Below are 17,424 nucleotides of genomic sequence, written 5' to 3'. Positions count from 1 at the left end.
GCCCCCACCCGCCCTGATCGCGGACCTCGGCCGGCTCGTCGCGGGGGTTCCGCTCGCGCCCTCCGCGCCCGTTCCCGATACCCAGCCTCGGCTGCGCGCAGCGGTGCGCGCGTATGACGACCACGTGCTGGCGCGCCTGGCCGCGGAGCCCCACCTGGAGGCGGTCTCCGCCGCCCTCGCACGGTTGCCCGAGACGCTCCGGCCGCGAGGTGTCGCCTTCCTCGTCGCGCGCATCCTGACCCGCATGGGTTTCACGGCGGGAAGCCCGGTGAGCCCCGCCCTGACCCGGCGCGTCCTGGAGCGTCCGCCCACGGAGTTGCTCCAGACGGGCTACACGGCCCTGCGCGAATCAGGAACCAGCACCGCGTTGGAACGGCTCACGGAAGGCTACGAAGCCCTGGCGAGCGCGGCCCGGCGCGCCCATGCCCTGCTCGGCGACGCGGAGTCATTCACGCTGGAGAACCTGGAACACCTCCAGGGCAAGGCGCAGCGGATGGCTTTGGAGCAAGCAGTGGAGGCGGCGGAGGCCCTGTCGCGAACCCTGCCGCCCAAGCTCCGCGCCCGCCCTGTGAGCACCGCACCGCTCCCCATGGCGTTGGAGGACGAGGCCGCCTTCCCACAAGGTGGATTCTCCTCCGTGTCCAACGTAGGCAGCCTGGAGAACCTCGTCACCTCCGAGCTGGTCTACATGGAGGACGAGCCCAACCTCGACCTCTTCGACGTGCGCTATGTGGAGGGCGAACTCCTCTACTACACGCGCGACGAGAGCATCTCCGTTCGCCGCCGGCGCGTCATCACCTTCGTCCTGCCGCCGGACCTCGTGGATGCGCGCGTGAAGGACGCGGGGGTCCGCTGGCAGCGCGTCGTGGTGTCAATGGGCCTGCTGCTCTGCCTCGTGCGGCGGCTCTCCCTCTGGCTGGGCAGCGAGGAGCTCCACTTCCGCGCCGTCTTCCTGCACGCCCATGACGGCGCTGCCCCCCTGGAGGCTGAACGCGGCCTCTGCGAGCTGCTGCTGCGCGAGTGGCGCGCCCGTGGCACGGCGGAGGTCCTCACCGCCTCCACGCTCGACGAGGTCCTGACGGATGCGGAAGAGCGTGCGAAGCGCGCCCGGGTGGACCTGGTGCTCCTCGACGCAAGCAGTCAAGTCGAGAAGCTGTTTCATCCCGGCGCCTCCCGCGTCGAGCGGCACGTGCTCGACCTCAGCGGCCCCTCTCCTCGCGTGCGAAACATCCGAGACAAGCGAGAAGACCTGGATTCTCGAAAGTCGGAAGCGCCGATGGGCGCAGCCCTCAGCAGCGCGCATTGGGAGGCATGGGTCGGCGTAACGCTTGAGCTTGCGCAAGGGCTTCTCTAGCGTCCGTCTCACAACGCGCCCCACCCGGCGCAACGGACGAAGGACGGGCCATGCCGCGGTACGAGTTCAAGGAAGGCAGCTCCAGCAAGTTCTGGGAAATCAACCTCTCCGGCAGCAGCTTCACCGCGCGGTGGGGCCGCATCGGCACCGACGGCCAGGAGAAGACCCAGACCTTCGGCTCTCCCGCTGAGGCCCAGAAGGAGCACGACAAGCTCGTCCGCGAGAAGGAGAAGAAGGGCTACGTCCTGGCCGACAAGAGCGACGATGACGATTCCGAAGGCGGTGGGGGTGAAGAGCCTGCATCCAATCCGGAACTCGAGGCCGCCATCCTCAAGGACCCGGACAACGTGGACGCGTACCTCGTCTACAGCGACTGGCTCCAGGGCCAGGGCGACCCGCGCGGCGAGCTCATCGCCATCCAGCACGCGGCCTCCCAGGCCAGCGGCACGGAGGCCAGCGACCTGAAGCGCAAGGCCACGGCGCACATCAAGAAGTACCAGACGCTACTGCTCGGCGAGTTGGCGGCCGGGGTGAAGTCGGAGGAGCTGTCCCTGGAGTGGCACCTGGGCTTCATCCGCTCCGCGCGCGTGGGCCAGAAGGAATACGACTCTGACTTCAACGTCCCGGAGACGGCCGGGGCGCTGCTCAAGCACCCCTCCGCGCGCTTCATCCGCGGCCTCACCATCGGCATGGCGAGCTTCGACGGTGAAAACGAGTACGGTGAGACCGTCCAGGCGCTCGTCGAGGCCGGGGGCTCGAAGACGATTCAGGAGCTCTTCATCGGTGACTTCGAGTACCCGGACGACACCGAGATTTCCTGGACGCACCTGACCGACATCTCCGCCCTGCTCAAGGTGCTGCCCGACCTGCGCAAGCTGCGGCTGCGCGGCGGTGAGCTGGAGCTGGGCGCCATCGACCTACCCGAGCTGCGCGAGTTCACGGTGGAGACGGGCGGCCTGCCGCTTTCGGCCGTCAAGTCCATCGCCAACGCGAAGTGGCCGAAGCTGGAGCGCCTGGAGGTGTGGTTCGGCAGCGACAACTACGGCGCGGAGGGCGGCGTGGAGGACATCCAGCCCATCCTCGACGGCAAGGGCCTGCCGAACCTCAAGCAGCTGGGCCTGCGCAACTCCGAGTTCACGGACGCGCTCGCCCAGGCGCTGCCCACCGCGAAGGTGCTCCCGCAGTTGGAGACGCTGGACATCTCCATGGGCACCCTGTCCGACGAGGGCGCGCGCGCCTTGGCGGACAAGGCGGCGGCCTTCGCCCACCTCAAGCAGCTCGACGTCACGGAGAACACGCTGACGGACGAAGGCCAGTCGCTGCTGCCCAAGGCGATTCCCCACGCCAACGTGGGCAACCAGCGCGACTACGAAGAGGAGTACCGCTACTCCGCGGTGGGTGAGTAGCGTCGCAGCGCACTCCAGGGGGGTCACACCATGCCGCGCTTCGAGTACACGGAAGGCACTTCGAGCAAGTTCTGGGAAATCGAACGGAAGGACACCGTCGTCACCACCCGCTGGGGCCGCATCGGCGCGGAGGGCCAGGAGAAGACCCAGAAGTTCAAGCAGGCGTATGAAGCGCTGCAGGCGTACCAGAAGCAGGTCCTGGAGAAGACGAAGAAGGGGTACACGCGCATCAAGCCGAAGGACACGGCGCCCGCGGCCAAGACGAACCCGGAGCTGGAGGCCGCCATCCTCCAAGCTCCGGATTCTGACGACGGCTACCTCGTCTACGCTGATTGGCTCCAGGGCCAGGGCGACCCGCGCGGTGAGCTGATTGCGCTCCAGCACGCGCAGCGCCAGGCACAGGGCGCGGAGGCCACCAACCTCAAGCGGAAGGTCGCGGCCCTGTACAAGAAGCACCAGGGAGCACTGCTGGGCGTGGGCCTCACGTCGATGCTCGGCGAGAAGGCCCTGACGCTGGAGTGGCACCTGGGCTTCATCCGTGGCGCGCGCGTCGCGGCGCCGAGGTTCGACTCGGACGCCGACTTCGACGTCGTCGAAACACTGACAATGCTGCTCCGCAGCCCCTCCGCGCGGTTCCTCCAGGAGCTGACGCTCGGCCTGCCGGACAACGACGGTGACAACGAGTACGGCGACCTCATCAAGGTCGTCACCAAGCTGGCGCCGAAGACGCTTCAGCGGCTGTTCATTGGTGACTTCGTCTTCCCGGACGAGTCGGAGATCTCCTGGGTCAAGCTGGGGAACCTCGCGCCCCTGCTCAAGGCCCTGCCCCACCTCACCACCTTGAGGCTGCGTGGCGGAGAGGTGCGCCTGGGGCCGGTGGAGCTGCCGGAGCTGCGTCGCTTCACGATGGAGTCGGGCGGCCTTCCTCGGCCCGCGGTGCAGTCCATCGCCAGTGCGAAGTGGCCGAAGCTGGAGCAGTTGGAAGTCTGGTTCGGCAGCGAGGAGTACGGCGGACGGTGCCGCCCGAGCGACATCCAGTCCATCCTCGATGCCACGGAGCTGCCGAACCTGAAGCATCTGGGACTGTGCAACGCGGCTTTCTCCGACGAGCTCGCGACCGTGCTGCCGAAGGCCAAGGTGCTGAAGCAGTTGGAGTCGCTGGACTTGTCGAAGGGCACGCTGATGGACTCCGACGCGGCGGTCCTGGTGGCGAACGCGGCGGCGTTCAAGCACCTCAAGAAGCTGGACGTGTCGCAGAACCAGCTCACGCGTAAAGGCGTGAAGCTGCTGGCCTCGTTGTGCCCGGACGTGGCGGCGGGGAACCAACGCGACATCTACGACGATGACGAAGGCGGCCGCTACGTCGCGGTAAGCGAGTAGTCCGGCTTCATGGGCGCGCCTCCGTTCATCCTCATCGGCAATCCGGAGAACCGGCGCGTCACGCTGTTCCAGGACGCCCTCGCCAGGCAGGGGCTTCCCTCCGCGCACGTCGTGCCCTGGCGCGAGCTGCTGGCGTCGACGGGGCTCCTGGCGGACCTGCCGGACTCGGAGGCGCTCGTCCGCATCGACTCCACGGGCGAGAACTGGGACGTGGAGAAGGCCCTGCTCAAGCGGGGCTACGCGGACGCCCTGGGCCAGGGCTGCTCCGTCCTGACGCCAGAGCAGGTGGACCGCCTGCCCGTGGACCACGGCCGGATTCTCAGCCCCCGGCAGCACCACCTGGGCTTCCTGCGAGTCCTGGCGGAGCTGGAGTCCATCTTCGCGGCGCATCCCCGCTGGCGCATCCTCCAGAAGCCCTCCGCCATCGCGGACCTCTTCGACAAGCGCATCACCTCCCGCCGCTACGCCGCCCTGGGCGTGTCGGTTCCCGAGCCGCTGGACGGTGTCACGAACGTGGAATCACTCCGCGAACGGATGCGGGAGGAGGACTGCCGCGAGGTGTTCGTGAAGGTATCGTGTGGCTCCTCCGCGTCGTGCCTCGCCATCTACCGGCGGGGGCGCTCGGCGGACACGCTGACCACCACCATCGAAGTGGCGAAGACGGGCTGGTACAACTCGCTGAAGGTCCGCCGCGTCGAGAACCCCGAGCAGGTGGATGAAATCCTCACGTATCTGCTGGGCGAAGGCTCACAGGTAGAGCGCTCGATTCCCAAGGCCCGGCTGGGCGGCGACTACTTCGACTGCCGGGTGCTGATGGTCCGAGGCGAACCGGCCTTCACGGTGGTGCGGCAGAGCATGCGGCCCATCACCAACCTGCACCTGGGCGGCTGGCGGGGGGACCTGGACGACTTCCACGCGGCGGTGCCACGGAACGAGCTCGCGGATGCCATGCAGAGCTGCCGCACCGTGGCGCGGGCCCATGACTGCCTGCACGTGGGCATCGACCTCATGTACGAGGAGCACTTCACCGGGCACCGGGTGCTGGAGGCCAATGCCTTCGGAGACTTGCTCCCCAACCTCCGCCGTGACGGGCTCACCGTCTACGAGTGGGAGATTCGCGAAGCCCTGCGTCAGCTTCCGTGACGGTCGTACCTCACGCTGCCGGGAACCGCTCCAGATACTCCTTTACCCAGCGCGCCCTTCCACAGAGGCGTCGCCGGCACACGCTCCAGGATGCCAGAGCCGAAGACGCGGTCCAGCTCCAGGTACTCCAGGTGCACGTACCCGATATGACACCCACAGGTCTGCTTCGAGCAGGGCCGGGGTCTCAGCGCGGAGTCGAAGTCCGGCGCGTAGATGTTGCCAATCGCCTCGTCGATGAAGTGGCACCGCCGCGCCGTGCCCTCTCCATCCACGGAGATGACGGACTCCCCGCCTCGGCACGCGCGGCCCAGGCTCGGATGGCGCGTGTTGTTCACCGGGAAGAGCGGGTCCAACCGCGTGAAGCGCGCCACGTCTTCCGTCGTGTAAGGCTCCTCCTGCCCGTCCTTCACCGCGTTGATCCACAGGTAGGTGTCCGCGGGAAGCTCGGCACGCAGGGCCTCCGCCTCTTCGGTGAAGCGGAGGAACCCCACCACGCCCACGCTGTGCCGCACGCCCAGCTCGGTCAGCTTCGCGCACTGGGCCACGAAGCGGTGCCGCTTGGTCCACTCCGGGTGGTACGTGGCCCAGATGCCCAGTTTGTCCGCGCGCGCCTGGGCCACCCAATCCAGCTTGCAGGACAGGTTCGTCTGGATGGCCAGTCGCTCCACATGCGGCAGATGCGACAGGCGGGCCAGCGCCTCTTGATACCAGGGCCAGATGAGCGCCTCGCCCCACGGAGTGAAGAACACCGACACCGTGTCCTGCGTACGCGCCTCCACCCACGCGACGAAGCGCTCCAGGTCCGCGCGGTCCTTGGCCAGCTCCTCGTCGGTGTGCTTCCACTTGCCGAAAGGGCAGTACTCGCAGCCGTAGTTGCAGCTGGACAGCGGGCCTCGATAGAGCACGGTGAGCTTCATCGCCAAGCGTACTCCTTCATCATCGCCTGCACCTGCTCGGAGTGCAGCCAGGGGCCAATCATGTCGGAGCGCTCCACGCCCGCCGCGGTGAGCTGCACCACGCCACCGTTCTTCCGCGCCAGTCCGTGCGCCTCCAACTCCTGCAGCTCCGGAAAATCCTCCAGCGCGTCGGTGCAGAAGCGCTGCCGGTACACGGCGAGGTCCACGCCGTCGGCCAACAGCGACAACAGCATGTAGCGGCGCCGCCGCTCCTCCGAGTCCAGGCGGAAGCCGTAGCCCACCTCGCCGAACGACGCCTCGGTCCGCTCGCTGTACGACGAGATGATGGAGCGCACCTCGCGAGAGCCCACCGCGTAATCAGACGAGTAATGCACCCGGCCCGTGTACGAGCGCGCCCCGCAGCCCAACCCCACCATGCCGTCCTCCTGGCAGCGATACACCGGACCGCCCGCGTCCGGCGCATGGCGCGCACGGAACATCCGCATGGAGACCTGCGTGTAGCCCTCCGACAGGAGGAAGTCGCGGCCCACGCGATACAGCGAGAGGCGCAGGTCGTCCCACGCCCGCGCCTTCTTGCCCAGGAAGGTCAGCGGCCGGACGTAGAGCGGGTAGAGATAAATCTCCTCCGGCGAGTAGCGGAGCGCCGTGCGCAGCGAGTAGAGGAAGCTCTCCTCCGTCTGCCCCTCCATGCCGTAGATGAGGTCCAGGTTCAGCGTGGGGAAGCCCGTGGTGCGGATGAGGTCCAGCGCGGCCTCCACCTGCGCCGTCTTCTGGGGCCGCTTCACCGCGGCCACTTCCGCCTCGATGAAGCTCTGGATGCCCATGCTCACCCGGTCCGTGCCGCGCGAGCGCAGCACCTGGAGCTTCTGCGCGTCCACCGTCTCTGGCGACACCTCCACGGACACGGGGATGTTCTTCATGTCCGCGCCCATGACGCCCTCGGCCATGTCGAACACGGTGTTCAACCCCGCCACGTCCAGCAGCGTCGGCGTGCCGCCGCCAATGGCGGCCCGGGCGAAGCTCGCCGTCCCCAGCGCCTCCTTCACCCGCTTCGTCTCGCGCACCAGCGCGCCCAGGTACCCGTCCACCACGTCCTGCTTCGGCCCAGCGGCGGTGAAGAGGTTGCAGAAGCCGCAGCGCATCTCGCAGAAGGGCACGTGGATGTAGAGGAACAGCGCGTCCCGCCGCTCCTCCGCCCAGACGGACTCCAGCGGGAGCGCGGGCGTGAAGGGCCGGTAGGCCGTCTTGTGCGGGTAGCCGTAGAGGTACGCCACGTAGGGCGACCCTTCGAGCATCTGCTCCAGACGCGTCATGGTGCGGTTTCTCGAGGTAGCAGGAATTCAGCGTAGGGCACCGTCCACACCACGGGGTGGGCCAGGCGATGGCCGGTGAAGCCGTCCTCGCCGTAGGTGGTGCCGTGGTCCGAGCAGACGATGCAGAAGGCGGGGCCCCGGCGCCGCAAGGCGGCGAACAACGGAGGGAGCTGCGAGTCCACGTACGCCAATGCCGCGGCATGCGACTCGCGCGAGTCCTGGATGGCGCCGGGCACATAGTGCCGGTTCGGCTGGTGGAGCGCCGACACGTTGATGAAGAGGAAGACGCGCTGCTCACGCGGCAGCGCATCCAGCCGCTGGACGGCCAGCGTCACCTGGTGCTCGGTGGACCGAGGGTCCGTCACGCCCAGTTCGGGGCTCCAGTGGCTCTCCTTGAAGAGTCCGGGGAGCACGTTGCCCAGCGGATTGCGCTTGTTGAAGAAGCCCACGCCGCCAATGCAGACGGTGTGGTACCCGCGGCCCGCCAGCCCGGTGACGAGGTCCGGCGCGTCCAGCACGCAGGTGTCCGAGGCCGTCGTCTCGCTGCCCTCGAAGCGCATCGAGAACAACCGGGGATGCAGCCCCGGCATCGCGGGCGTGGGCAGGAAGCCCGCGAAGAAGGCGTGGTGCGCCGCGTACGTGAAGCTCGCGGGAGAGTGCCGCTGCTCCCACTGGCCTCCGGGCAGCAGCGCGGAGAGGTTCGGCGTGCGCCCCTGGGCCGCGAGCGCCTCGGCGACGTCGTAGCGCAGGGTGTCCAGGGTGATGAAGAGCAGGTCGTGTGTGCCGACCACCGCGTTCATGTCCATCGAGTGAGCACTCCGGCGATGTCGTCAATGCACGATGGAATGCACTCCACCGTGAACATGGGCGGAGGCAGCGCGGAGGGCCACGGGCGGCCGTGAGACACCCAGCAAGTGGCCAGTCCCAGCCGCGCGGCGCCCACGACATCCCGCTCCGGGTCGTCGCCCACGTGCAGCACCTCTTCCGGCGAACGTCCGACGTGGGCCAGCGCGGCCTCGAAGATGCGGGCATCCGGCTTCGAAGCGCCCACCTCGCCGGAGAGGAAGACATCCGGCAGCACCTCCGCGAGCCCCGCGCGGGCCATCTTCGTGCGCTGCACCCGCGCCGAGCCATTGGACACCACCGCCACCGGCCGGCAGCGGGCCACGGAGGCCACCCAATCACAGACGCCCGCGTCCTCCTGGACGAGCAGAGGCAGGCGCGACGCCATGTCCTCCCAGAGCGCGTCTGGCGTGAGGCCCAGGCATGGGAACGCCTTCGTCACCTGCTGGCAGAACTCACTCCGGGACGCGCCGCCACGCCCATCCACCTCGTGCATCCAGACCACGGCTTCGGCACGCCGAGCCTCGGGGAGCAACGACAGGTAACGGGAGACGAGCGTGTCCACGTAGCGCGCGAAGGCGCCCGCGCGGTCAATCAGCGTGTCATCCAAGTCGAAGAAGACGGCCCGGGGCCGCATCCGGGCACTCCTTCCCGAGACCGCGAGGATACGCCGCCCCGGCTGCGTCGAACAGTGACAACGCAGCAGGGCGAGCGCGTCCTGACGGATTCGCCGGGCCCCTGCCCCCGTGCCTGCCCGCTGGAAGGCGGGGGACTCGGAGATTCCCGGCAAAGCAGCGGGCGTTCAGCGAGGCGGGTGCGCCTCGCGGTCATACGCCTCCAGCGCTCGGACAATCTCCTCCTGCGAATCCGTGAGCATGAGGTAGCGCGCATAGTCGTAGCCCTGCGCCAGTTGGTGCAACAGCGGGTACACCGGCCGGGTGCGCGTCCAGAACTCGGTGCCCAGGAAGATCATGGGGCTGATGACGCCCAGCGAGTTGTAGTGGTTCTGGCACGCGTCCTGGAACACCTCCTGGATGGTGCCCGCGCTGCCGGGTGAGTAGACGATGCCGCCCGTGGCGATGGTCAGCAGACCGTCTTCCCGCACGCTGTTGGCGAAGTACTTCGCGATGTGCGTGGCGAAGGGGTTGGGCGGCTCGTGCCCGTAGTGCCACGTGGGGATGCCCAGGCTTGCGCAGTACGGCAGGTCGTCCTCGCCCAGGGGAAAGGCACGGCGCACATCGAAGGCCCGCGCGAGCCACTCCCGGTCGGTGTAGCTGGGCGCCTGCGCGAGCAGGGCCAGTCCCGCGTCCAGCTCCGCCTCCGTGCGCCGCGCGAACCACACGCCCACGTGCGTGGCCTCCATGGCGCCCGGACCACCGCCGCTGACCATGAAGAAGCCACGGCGCGCCAGCTCGCGCGCCAGGGACGCCACTGCGCGATAGTCCGGCTGGCCGCGCTTCATGGAGTGGCCGCCCATGATGGCCACCACCTTGCGCACGCTCCCGGACCGGTACAGCAATCCTTGCATGGCCTCCGTGACCGAGTGGTCGTGGAGCCGCTGCGCCAGCGTCTCCAGCAGCGTGGGAGGACTGCCGCGCCCGTTCGCCGCCCAGTGCGCGTAGATGCGCGCATCCGGCGTGTCCACGTAGGACTCCGGCTGAGCCGGGTCGAAGCCCGCGTACAGCTCCTCCGGCGTGTACAGCTCGCCACGGTAGGGCTGATAGGGCACGCCGGAGATGGGCGGGAACACCATGGCCCCATGCTCCACGGTGGCCTTCAGCGCATCCTTCTCCAGCTCACAGCCCAGGAAGACGGCGCCCACGAGCTCGGCGGAGGCCAGCTCCTGGGTGTACCGCCGTAGATCCAGCCCTTGAATGATGACGTTGGCGAACCCGACGCCCGCCGAGAGGTGCCGCTCGAATGCCTCGATGGTCCCGATTTCGATCACGCATGAACAATTTCATGCCTCGCGGCCCTGTGGGTAGCGAGGAGTGCTGCTCATGGCGAATGTGCATCTTCTCGCGGGCCCATCGGCCCCTGACGCTCAGCGCCGCGCCTCCAGCACCCGCAAGCACGCCTCCGCCTGGAGCAGCTCCAAGCGAGCTCCCGCGGCGGAGGCGTCTCTCGCTGCCAGTTGCAGCTGACGTCCGGCCTCCTCCAGCTCGCCCAGTTGCAACTGGGCTCGCCCCAGCACGCACCGCAGCAACGACTGGAGCCGCCGATCCTCCAGCATGGACGCCAGTTGGAGCCCTCGCAGTGCGTCCTCTTTCGCCAACTCCGGCGCGCCCGCGCGCGTGTGCAGCAGCGCCAGACCATGGTGCGTGTAGGCCATGCCTCGGCGGTCTCCCGTGCGTGAGTCCAGCTCGAGCGCGAGTTGGAAGAAGTGCGCCGCGCGCTCCCTGTCTCCTGCCCGCGAATACGCATCGCCCAGGTTCAGCAGCGCCGTGGAGTGCTCCCACGTATCCCCCGCGCGCTCGCTCCAGCACAGGACCTGGGCGTATTCGGATGCCGCGGCCTCCGGGAATCCCAGCCCCAGCTGCACGCTGCCCATGGCTCGGTGGAGCAGCGCCTCCACGCCCGCCCGCGCGGGGCCGTCTTCCCGGGCCGCCTGCGGCAGCTGCTCGCGGGCCAGGACAATCCTCGCGCGCGCCTCCTCGAACCGCCCCAGCGCGGACAGCGCCAACGCGGACAGCGCGTCCAGCGACACGGACATCAGCGGCGCCGCGGACAGACAATCCCGGCGACCCTCCCTGTCGAGCCCCAGCACCTCCTCATACCTTCCGAGCGCGAGCACCACCGACGCCCGCTTGAACAGACGCCGAGCCCGGTCCCCCGCGGGAGACGCCAACCCCTCATCATCCAGCTTCCGCGCCGTCTGCCACGCGGCGTCCGCTTCCGCGGGCTCGCCCGCCAGCCGGTGCGCGTCGCCCATGTATTCCCAGAGCATCCGCTGCCACTCCCGCGCTGCGTCTGGTTTGAGCGCGCTCGCCAGTCCCAATGCGAAGCGATACACAGCCATGGCGGGCCCCGGCTCCAATGCCGCCAGGTTCCAACCTGCCAGTGAGACCAGATAAGGCAGTGCCCGGGAGGACTCCTCCGCTGACAGCCATTGCCGCGTCAATTCCATACAGGCGCGTTGACGCAGCGGCTCCGGAAGGGCCTCATAGGCTTCCGCGGCCCGCCGGTGTGCCGCGGGCAACTCCGCCTCCGGCAGCTCGTCGACGCCCGGGGCGGGCTCCACCGCCCACGTGTACCGGCCTCCCGCGACGGAGCGCAGCCAGCCCCCCGTCTCCAGCAGCGCCAGCGGCCCTACCCCACCCGCCAACGCCACCAGCACCGCCCGGGGAAACGACGGGCCCAGCACCGACGCCGCCCGCAACACGTCCCGCTGTGCCGGGGGCAACAAGGCCTGCCGTGCCGCCAGTGCCGCCTCGCCCGTGAGTGGCGCCTCCCGCTCCGGTTGCTCCTCGTGCAGCGTCACCGCATGCAGCAGGTGCAGCGGGTGTCCGGAGCTGCCACGCAGCACCGCCTCCCGGGCCGCGGGCGTCAGTGTCCCCCGGTTCCGCAGCCTGCACTCCAGCAGCGCCGCGGACTCGGCGGACCCCAGCCGTCCCACCGTCAGGACTTCCGCCGTGAGAGGCGCTGGCGCCGTGCCACTGGGGCGCTGGAGCGCCAGCAACAGCAGCGGCGTATGCGACAGCCGCGACACCAGCTCCTCCACCACCGCGTGGCTGAGCGCGTCGCCATGCTGCCAGTCCTCCAGGACCAGCAGGCGCGGCCGGCGGTGGGGCATCAGCGCGTGGCACAGGGAGTCGAACAGGGCGGTGCGCTCGGAGGCGAGGCTCGCCGGAATGCCCTGGCGCTCGCGGCCTTCCAGGAAGCGCTGGATTCGCTCCGCGTCCGCGCTGGACACGCGGCCCGTCCCGGCGGGCGGGCTGAGCGCCCGCGTGGCGTCCAGCAGCTCCCGGAAGATGCCCGCCGGCGCGCCCGGCAACGCCAAGCCACTGCCTTCCCAGACTTCGAAGCCATCCGAGGCCAGGCGATCCACGAAGGCGTCCTTGATGCGCGTCTTGCCCATCCCCGCCTCCCCCATCAACCACACCGCCCGTCCCAGCCCGCGCCGCACATCCTCCGCCAGCCCCATCAGCCGCTTCAGCACCGCGACGCGGCCCACCAGCGGCGGGTGGCACAACCCTGGCGCCCATCGGCGGACCGGCGCGTCCCGGGGTACCCCCGCCGCGCTCCGCGGACACGCCAGTACGCCTCCCAGGAAACGCGCCCCACACGCAACGCACGAGCCCGAAGCCGGGTTCATGGTCACCTCCCTGAAGGATGACGCTGTGTGCGTCGAGCGCCGGTCCTTCGCGTCGCCGGTACGACCCGGGGTGTTGTAGCGCCGGCACGCACCTCGCGCTTCCGGCCGCCAGGGGTGTGGGACTGTTCGCTCCCCACCGCACACCCCCGACTCGCGTCGCAGTGCACTCCGGCGCCCGCCCAGGCCCGCAGTGCATCGAAAGCCTCACGCCCAGCGCGTTTCCAGTGCCCGCATCGCACAATGACAAACAATTCCAATCACGCCGAATGAAACAGAAACAAGGTACGCCCCGGCTGGCGCCTGGAGAGCAAGCAGGCGCGAAATCGCGTGTTGAATACGAAATACTTTTGGCGGATGCTCGTTCAGCGCTCGACACGGCAGCGACCCGCCGTGACCTTGGAGAAGTCCACCTAGCAAAGCCAAGCACCAACCCCGCCCGTCCCCCCACGGCGCGGACTCCCCCTCGTCTGTCTTTAGTTCCCAGAGATCCTCCATGAAGAAGACCCTCCTGCTGGTTGGAACGCTGCTCGGTATGAGCAGCACGGGCTGCGGCGCCCCTGAAGATGATGTTTCATCTCAAGCCGGTGCGTCCCCCATCGAATTCGACGCCCTCGACAACTCCGCGGTCAGCGCCGCGGCGTTGACCACCCCCGGGTGCACCCCACTGACGGCCCGGTCGGTGATTTCCAACGGCCACGACGGGAACGTCCCGGCCAATACCATGGACGACAACCTGGGCACACGCTGGAGCCGGAGCGGCCGGGGCTCTTGGGTTGACTATGACCTGGGCTCCATCCAGCAGGTCGCCGGTGTCTCCGTCGCGTGGCACCAGGGCAATACCCGCACGAATGAGTTCACCGTCTCTGTCTCACCGGATGGCTATACCTATACACAGGTCTATTCGGGCAAGAGCAGCGGCACCACGTCCGCCGCGGAGACGTACAGCTTCAAGGCCGTCAACACGCGCCGGGTTCGCGTCACCTTCCAGGGCAACAACGTCAATGAATGGGCCAGCATCGCAGAGGCGCGTGCCTGCTCGTCCACGACGTCGACTCCCACCGACCCCGACCCCAACCCGGATCCGGAACCGCCCACGCCGGGCAACGGCGCCAGCGTGGTGTGGGTCGGAGACTTCGAGACCAACAGCCGCTCCCAGTGGAGCCACACGCAGATGGTGAGCGCGGACCGGCTGGCGCTGGTGAGCTCGCCCGCGCGGCAGGGCCGCTACGCCCTCAAGGCCACCGTGCGCAAGGGCGACGACCCCATCAACTCCAGCGGCAACCGCAACGAGCTGGTGCGCATGACGCGCGAGGCCACGGGCTCCGAGTACTACTACCGCTTCAGCACCATGTTCGACTCGAGCTTCCCCAGCGCGAAGACGTGGCAGCTCTTCACCCAGTGGCACCACGAGGGCAACTCCGGTTCGCCCCCGGTGGAGTTCTACGTCTACGGCGAGGAGATTCGCCTCAACATCGGCGGCAACCCGGGCACCATCGTCTGGCGCACGCCGCTGGTTCGCGGCCGCTGGCTGGACTTCATCTTCCACGTGAAGTGGTCGCCGGACTCCAAGGTGGGCTTCGTGGAGCTGTACCTGAACGGCAAGGTGGTGCTGCCCAAGCGCTTCATCGCCACGCAGTACAAGGGTCAGCTCAACTACCTGAAGGTCGGCCTGTACCGGAATGACACCGTCAGCCCCGTGGGCATCGTCTACCACGACGGGTGGACCATGGCCCGCAAGCTGGAAGACGTCATCAGCCCGACGACGGTCCTCAAGGCCCCGTAGCCACTGACGGGCAGCCAACACCCCTGCCCCCTCCCGGGCCGGAGGCCGCGTCCCCACGCGGCCCCGGCCCGGAGTAGTTTCCGGGGCATGTCCCACAGCCTCCTCGTCGTTCACGTCCAGGTCCACGTCAAGCCGGAGCACGTGGACGCCTTCCACCAGGCCACGCTCGCCAATGCGCGCGAAAGCGTGAAGGAGCCTGGCATTGCCCGCTTCGACGTCGTGCAGGACGCCGAGGACCCTACGCGCTTCGTGCTGGTAGAGGCGTACCGGACGCCGCAGGCCCCCGCCGCGCACAAGGAGACGGCGCACTACCTCACCTGGCGCGACACCGTGGCGCCGATGATGGCGGAGCCCCGCACCAGCCGGAAGTTCGTCAACCGCTTCCCCGACGACGACGGGTGGTGACGGACGTGAGCGCTTCTTCCTCGTTCGAGTTCGCCACCGCCACCCGCGTCCTCTTCGGCCCGGGCCGCCTGGCCGAAGCGCCGGAGGCCATCCGCGGCCTCGGGGGCTCCCGGGTGCTGCTCGTCACCGGTGCCAATCCCACACGCGCGCGGCCCCTCCAGGACGCATTGGAACGCCTGGGCCTGGGCGTGACGGTCTTTTCCGTGGACGGCGAGCCCACCGTGGAGCGTGCTCGTGAAGGCACCGCGCGCGTCGCGGAAGCGGGCTGTGATGTGGTGGTGGCCCTGGGCGGAGGCAGCGCGCTGGACGCGGGCAAGGCCATTGCCGCGCTCGCCGCCAATGGGGGCGACCCGCTGGACTACCTGGAAGTCATTGGCCGGGGCCAGCCGCTCACCCGCCCGTCCCAGCCCTTCATGGCCATCCCCACCACGGCCGGCACCGGCTCCGAGGTGACGCGAAACGCAGTGCTTGGCTCGAAGGACGCGAAGGCGAAGGCCAGCCTGCGCAGTCCGCACATGCTGCCGCGTGTGGCGCTGGTGGACCCGGACCTGCTCACGGGGGCGCCGGCCGCAGTGCTGGCCTCCAGCGGCATGGACGCGCTGTCGCAGCTCATCGAACCCTTCCTCTCCGCGCGCGCCAACCCGCTGACCGACGCGCTGGCGCGAGAGGGGCTGCGCCGGTCGGCGCGTTCGCTGCGGCGCGCGGTGCTGGACGGTCCGGATGCGCCCGCCCGCGAGGACCTGGCCCTGGCCAGTCTCTTCGGCGGTCTGTGTCTGGCCAATGCCGGTCTGGGCGCGGTGCACGGCTTTGCCGCGCCCCTGGGTGGCATGTTCGACGCGCCCCACGGCGCGGTGTGCGCGGCACTTCTGCCCGCGGTGCTGGACGTCAACCTGCGCGCGCTGCGGGCCCGTGCGCCAACGCATCCGTCACTGCCGCGGGTGCAGGAACTCGCGGTGCTGCTGACGGGGCGGGCCGATGCTCGGGCCGAGGACGCCGTCACGTGGGTAGACGAACTGCGCGCGGCGCTGGGCGTGCCGGGACTGGGACGCTATGGGCTGACGGAGGCCCAGGTGCCCGGGCTGGTCGCGAAGGCCAAGGAGGCCAGCAGCATGAAAGCCAACCCCCTGGTGCTGACGGACGCGGAGCTGGCGGAAATCGCCAGCCGGGCGCTCTAAGCAGACGGAAGACTCTTCGGCCGATGGTGCCGTGCAGCTCGCTCGGCACCATCCGGCACCGCCGTGCGAACATCCTCCTGAGGCCTCATGTCGTGCCACGCGCGACAGGGGGCCGTGGCACCGTAATGCCACGGGCCTTCCACGAGATGCTCACCTTTTCTGCCGACTCGCAGGAGGAATGACCATCATGCGCCCGATGGCGCCACCCCGCAGAGCCAAACATTAGCGTCAAATAAAAGACACACGCCCTGCACACACAAGCCCGATTTCCGGACATTTGCACTCACAACACCCCAAGTGCTAACAACCAACATCATGTCAATGAGCTAACCCAGAGGCCCATTCATGCTGCAGGTGACCAACTCCACGCCATTCGAGGTCGGTATCGACCTTTTTCCGGATCCGCGCGGGGTCGACACGCTGTACGTGGCAATGAAAGGCACATTCAACCTCCGACCGCCTGTGCGAAGCCTCTCCGTGGCCGAGAAGCAGGTGCCGCTCCTGGTGTCCGACGTCCCTTGGAACGAAGAGACCGCATCGAGCTTGCGCCAGGCCGGCGATCGACACCTATGCAAGACATCCACGGATGTCCTTCTCGTCGGTAACGCACATGCGCCTCGGGGCAAGGCCGTAACGGAGTTGGATGTCCAACTCACTGTCGGCAGGCTGACCAAGGCCATCCGAGTCATTGGAGATCGCTCCTGGCGCGCAGGGGTCTGGGGGCCCCGCATTTCCTCTCCGGAGCCCTTTCTGACCATGCCGCTCACCTACGAGCGGGCCTTTGGCGGAACCCATGTCACGCCATCAGGCAAGTCGCTGTTCGTGGCACGTAATCCGGTGGGACGAGGCTTTCGCGGGCAACGCGGCATGTCGGAACTGGTCGGACTGCCTCTCCCGAATTTGGAGGATCCACGCCGCCCGGTCGCCGAGGCAGGAGATCGCGCGGAACCCGCCTGCTTCGCGCCCATTGCGCCCTCCTGGTCACCACGCAAGGAATACGTTGGGACGTACGACGAGACATGGCGCAAGCGCCGCGCCCCCTTCCTTCCGGCCGACTTCGACGAGCGTTTCTTCCAAGTCGCCTCCTCGGACCTGATTGCCCCAGCCTTCTTGAAGGGTGGTGAGACCGTTTCCATCCTGCATGCGCTGAAAGAAGGCGTGTGCCAATTCACCCTGCCACTCTGCGAGCCCGCCATCCGAGTCGACGTCGCAGGCAAGCAGGAAACGCCGCGAGCCAGCCTTGAGACGGTACTCATCGAGCCAGATGAGCACCGCGTGTGCATGCTCTGGCGTGCATCTGTTCCGTGCGACAAGAAGGTGCTTCAGGTCCGGCACGTCGTGGCCCGTCTGAACAAGCTGCAATTGGAACCGTAGGGCGTGGAGCATGGGC

Annotated in this window: 14 protein-coding genes; 8 read left to right on the top strand and 6 right to left on the bottom strand. The window is 68.5% G+C overall.

Annotated elements, in window-relative coordinates:
- From F8M74_RS15150 to F8M74_RS15135, 4 genes are all read left to right on the top strand, one after another.
- Nucleotides 1-1,354 (top strand): hypothetical protein (locus F8M74_RS15150; RefSeq protein WP_141341913.1); only part of this gene is annotated, 1,354 nt, incomplete at its 5' end.
- Between the two features lie 50 nt (nt 1,355-1,404).
- Entirely contained in the window at nt 1,405-2,760 is a 1,356-nt protein-coding gene (locus tag F8M74_RS15145; RefSeq protein ID WP_141255301.1) for a WGR domain-containing protein, read from the top strand.
- 30 nt (nt 2,761-2,790) lie between these two features.
- Nucleotides 2,791-4,140, top strand: a complete 1,350-nt coding sequence (locus F8M74_RS15140; protein ID WP_141255302.1) for a WGR domain-containing protein — start codon at nt 2,791-2,793, stop codon at nt 4,138-4,140.
- Between the two features lie 9 nt (nt 4,141-4,149).
- Nucleotides 4,150-5,283 carry an STM4014 family protein gene (locus tag F8M74_RS15135; protein WP_141255303.1) on the top strand — a complete coding sequence of 378 codons (1,134 nt, stop codon included), beginning with the start codon at nt 4,150-4,152 and terminating at the stop codon, nt 5,281-5,283.
- Here F8M74_RS15135 and F8M74_RS15130 read toward each other — a convergent pair.
- The 6 genes from F8M74_RS15130 to F8M74_RS15105 all read right to left on the bottom strand — a co-directional run bounded on the left by F8M74_RS15130 (nt 5,271) and on the right by F8M74_RS15105 (nt 12,671).
- A complete protein-coding gene (locus F8M74_RS15130; RefSeq protein WP_141255327.1) occupies nt 5,271-6,200 on the bottom strand; it encodes an STM4011 family radical SAM protein in 930 nt (309 codons plus the stop codon). The genes F8M74_RS15135 and F8M74_RS15130 overlap by 13 nt on opposite strands.
- Nucleotides 6,197-7,513: an STM4012 family radical SAM protein gene (locus tag F8M74_RS15125; RefSeq protein ID WP_141255304.1), complete on the bottom strand. Its 1,317-nt coding sequence runs from the start codon at nt 7,511-7,513 to the stop codon at nt 6,197-6,199. The genes F8M74_RS15130 and F8M74_RS15125 overlap by 4 nt, the downstream gene beginning before the upstream one ends.
- Nucleotides 7,510-8,319: an STM4013/SEN3800 family hydrolase gene (locus F8M74_RS15120; protein WP_141255305.1), complete on the bottom strand. Its 810-nt coding sequence runs from the start codon at nt 8,317-8,319 to the stop codon at nt 7,510-7,512. The genes F8M74_RS15125 and F8M74_RS15120 overlap by 4 nt, the downstream gene beginning before the upstream one ends.
- Entirely contained in the window at nt 8,310-8,993 is a 684-nt protein-coding gene (locus F8M74_RS15115) for an HAD family hydrolase (protein WP_141255306.1), read from the bottom strand. Before F8M74_RS15115 ends, F8M74_RS15120 begins: the two co-directional genes overlap by 10 nt.
- Nucleotides 8,994-9,158: 165 nt before the next feature.
- Nucleotides 9,159-10,304, bottom strand: a complete 1,146-nt coding sequence (locus F8M74_RS15110; RefSeq protein WP_141255307.1) for an LOG family protein — start codon at nt 10,302-10,304, stop codon at nt 9,159-9,161.
- 96 nt (nt 10,305-10,400) lie between these two features.
- A complete protein-coding gene (locus F8M74_RS15105; protein ID WP_240462290.1) occupies nt 10,401-12,671 on the bottom strand; it encodes an AAA family ATPase in 2,271 nt (756 codons plus the stop codon).
- Nucleotides 12,672-13,164: 493 nt separating this feature from the next.
- Between F8M74_RS15105 and F8M74_RS15100 the strand changes: the two genes are divergently transcribed.
- From F8M74_RS15100 to F8M74_RS15085, 4 genes are all read left to right on the top strand, one after another.
- Nucleotides 13,165-14,454 carry a heparin lyase I family protein gene (locus F8M74_RS15100; protein WP_141255309.1) on the top strand — a complete coding sequence of 430 codons (1,290 nt, stop codon included), beginning with the start codon at nt 13,165-13,167 and terminating at the stop codon, nt 14,452-14,454.
- Nucleotides 14,455-14,541: 87 nt separating this feature from the next.
- Entirely contained in the window at nt 14,542-14,859 is a 318-nt protein-coding gene (locus F8M74_RS15095; RefSeq protein ID WP_141255310.1) for an antibiotic biosynthesis monooxygenase, read from the top strand.
- Entirely contained in the window at nt 14,853-16,034 is a 1,182-nt protein-coding gene (locus tag F8M74_RS15090; RefSeq protein ID WP_141255311.1) for an iron-containing alcohol dehydrogenase, read from the top strand. The genes F8M74_RS15095 and F8M74_RS15090 overlap by 7 nt, the downstream gene beginning before the upstream one ends.
- A gap of 345 nt (nt 16,035-16,379) precedes the next feature.
- Nucleotides 16,380-17,408, top strand: coding sequence for a DUF2169 domain-containing protein (locus tag F8M74_RS15085; RefSeq protein WP_141255312.1), 1,029 nt, complete (start codon nt 16,380-16,382; stop codon nt 17,406-17,408).
- Nucleotides 17,409-17,424 lie beyond the last annotated feature (16 nt).

The organism is Myxococcus sp. CA023, from assembly GCF_010998615.1.
In the GTDB taxonomy this organism is placed as follows: domain Bacteria; phylum Myxococcota; class Myxococcia; order Myxococcales; family Myxococcaceae; genus Myxococcus.
This window is presented reverse-complemented; position numbering and strand designations above follow the sequence as displayed.

Coding starts and splice junctions, on each gene's coding strand:
- F8M74_RS15145 (WP_141255301.1), top strand. CDS start 1,405: ATGCCGCGGTACGAGTTCAAGGAAGGCAGCTCCAGCAAGTTCTGGGAA.
- F8M74_RS15140 (WP_141255302.1), top strand. CDS start 2,791: ATGCCGCGCTTCGAGTACACGGAAGGCACTTCGAGCAAGTTCTGGGAA.
- F8M74_RS15135 (WP_141255303.1), top strand. CDS start 4,150: ATGGGCGCGCCTCCGTTCATCCTCATCGGCAATCCGGAGAACCGGCGC.
- F8M74_RS15130 (WP_141255327.1), bottom strand. CDS start 6,200: ATGAAGCTCACCGTGCTCTATCGAGGCCCGCTGTCCAGCTGCAACTAC.
- F8M74_RS15125 (WP_141255304.1), bottom strand. CDS start 7,513: ATGACGCGTCTGGAGCAGATGCTCGAAGGGTCGCCCTACGTGGCGTAC.
- F8M74_RS15120 (WP_141255305.1), bottom strand. CDS start 8,319: ATGGACATGAACGCGGTGGTCGGCACACACGACCTGCTCTTCATCACC.
- F8M74_RS15115 (WP_141255306.1), bottom strand. CDS start 8,993: ATGCGGCCCCGGGCCGTCTTCTTCGACTTGGATGACACGCTGATTGAC.
- F8M74_RS15105 (WP_240462290.1), bottom strand. CDS start 12,671: ATGAACCCGGCTTCGGGCTCGTGCGTTGCGTGTGGGGCGCGTTTCCTG.
- F8M74_RS15100 (WP_141255309.1), top strand. CDS start 13,165: ATGAAGAAGACCCTCCTGCTGGTTGGAACGCTGCTCGGTATGAGCAGC.
- F8M74_RS15095 (WP_141255310.1), top strand. CDS start 14,542: ATGTCCCACAGCCTCCTCGTCGTTCACGTCCAGGTCCACGTCAAGCCG.
- F8M74_RS15085 (WP_141255312.1), top strand. CDS start 16,380: ATGCTGCAGGTGACCAACTCCACGCCATTCGAGGTCGGTATCGACCTT.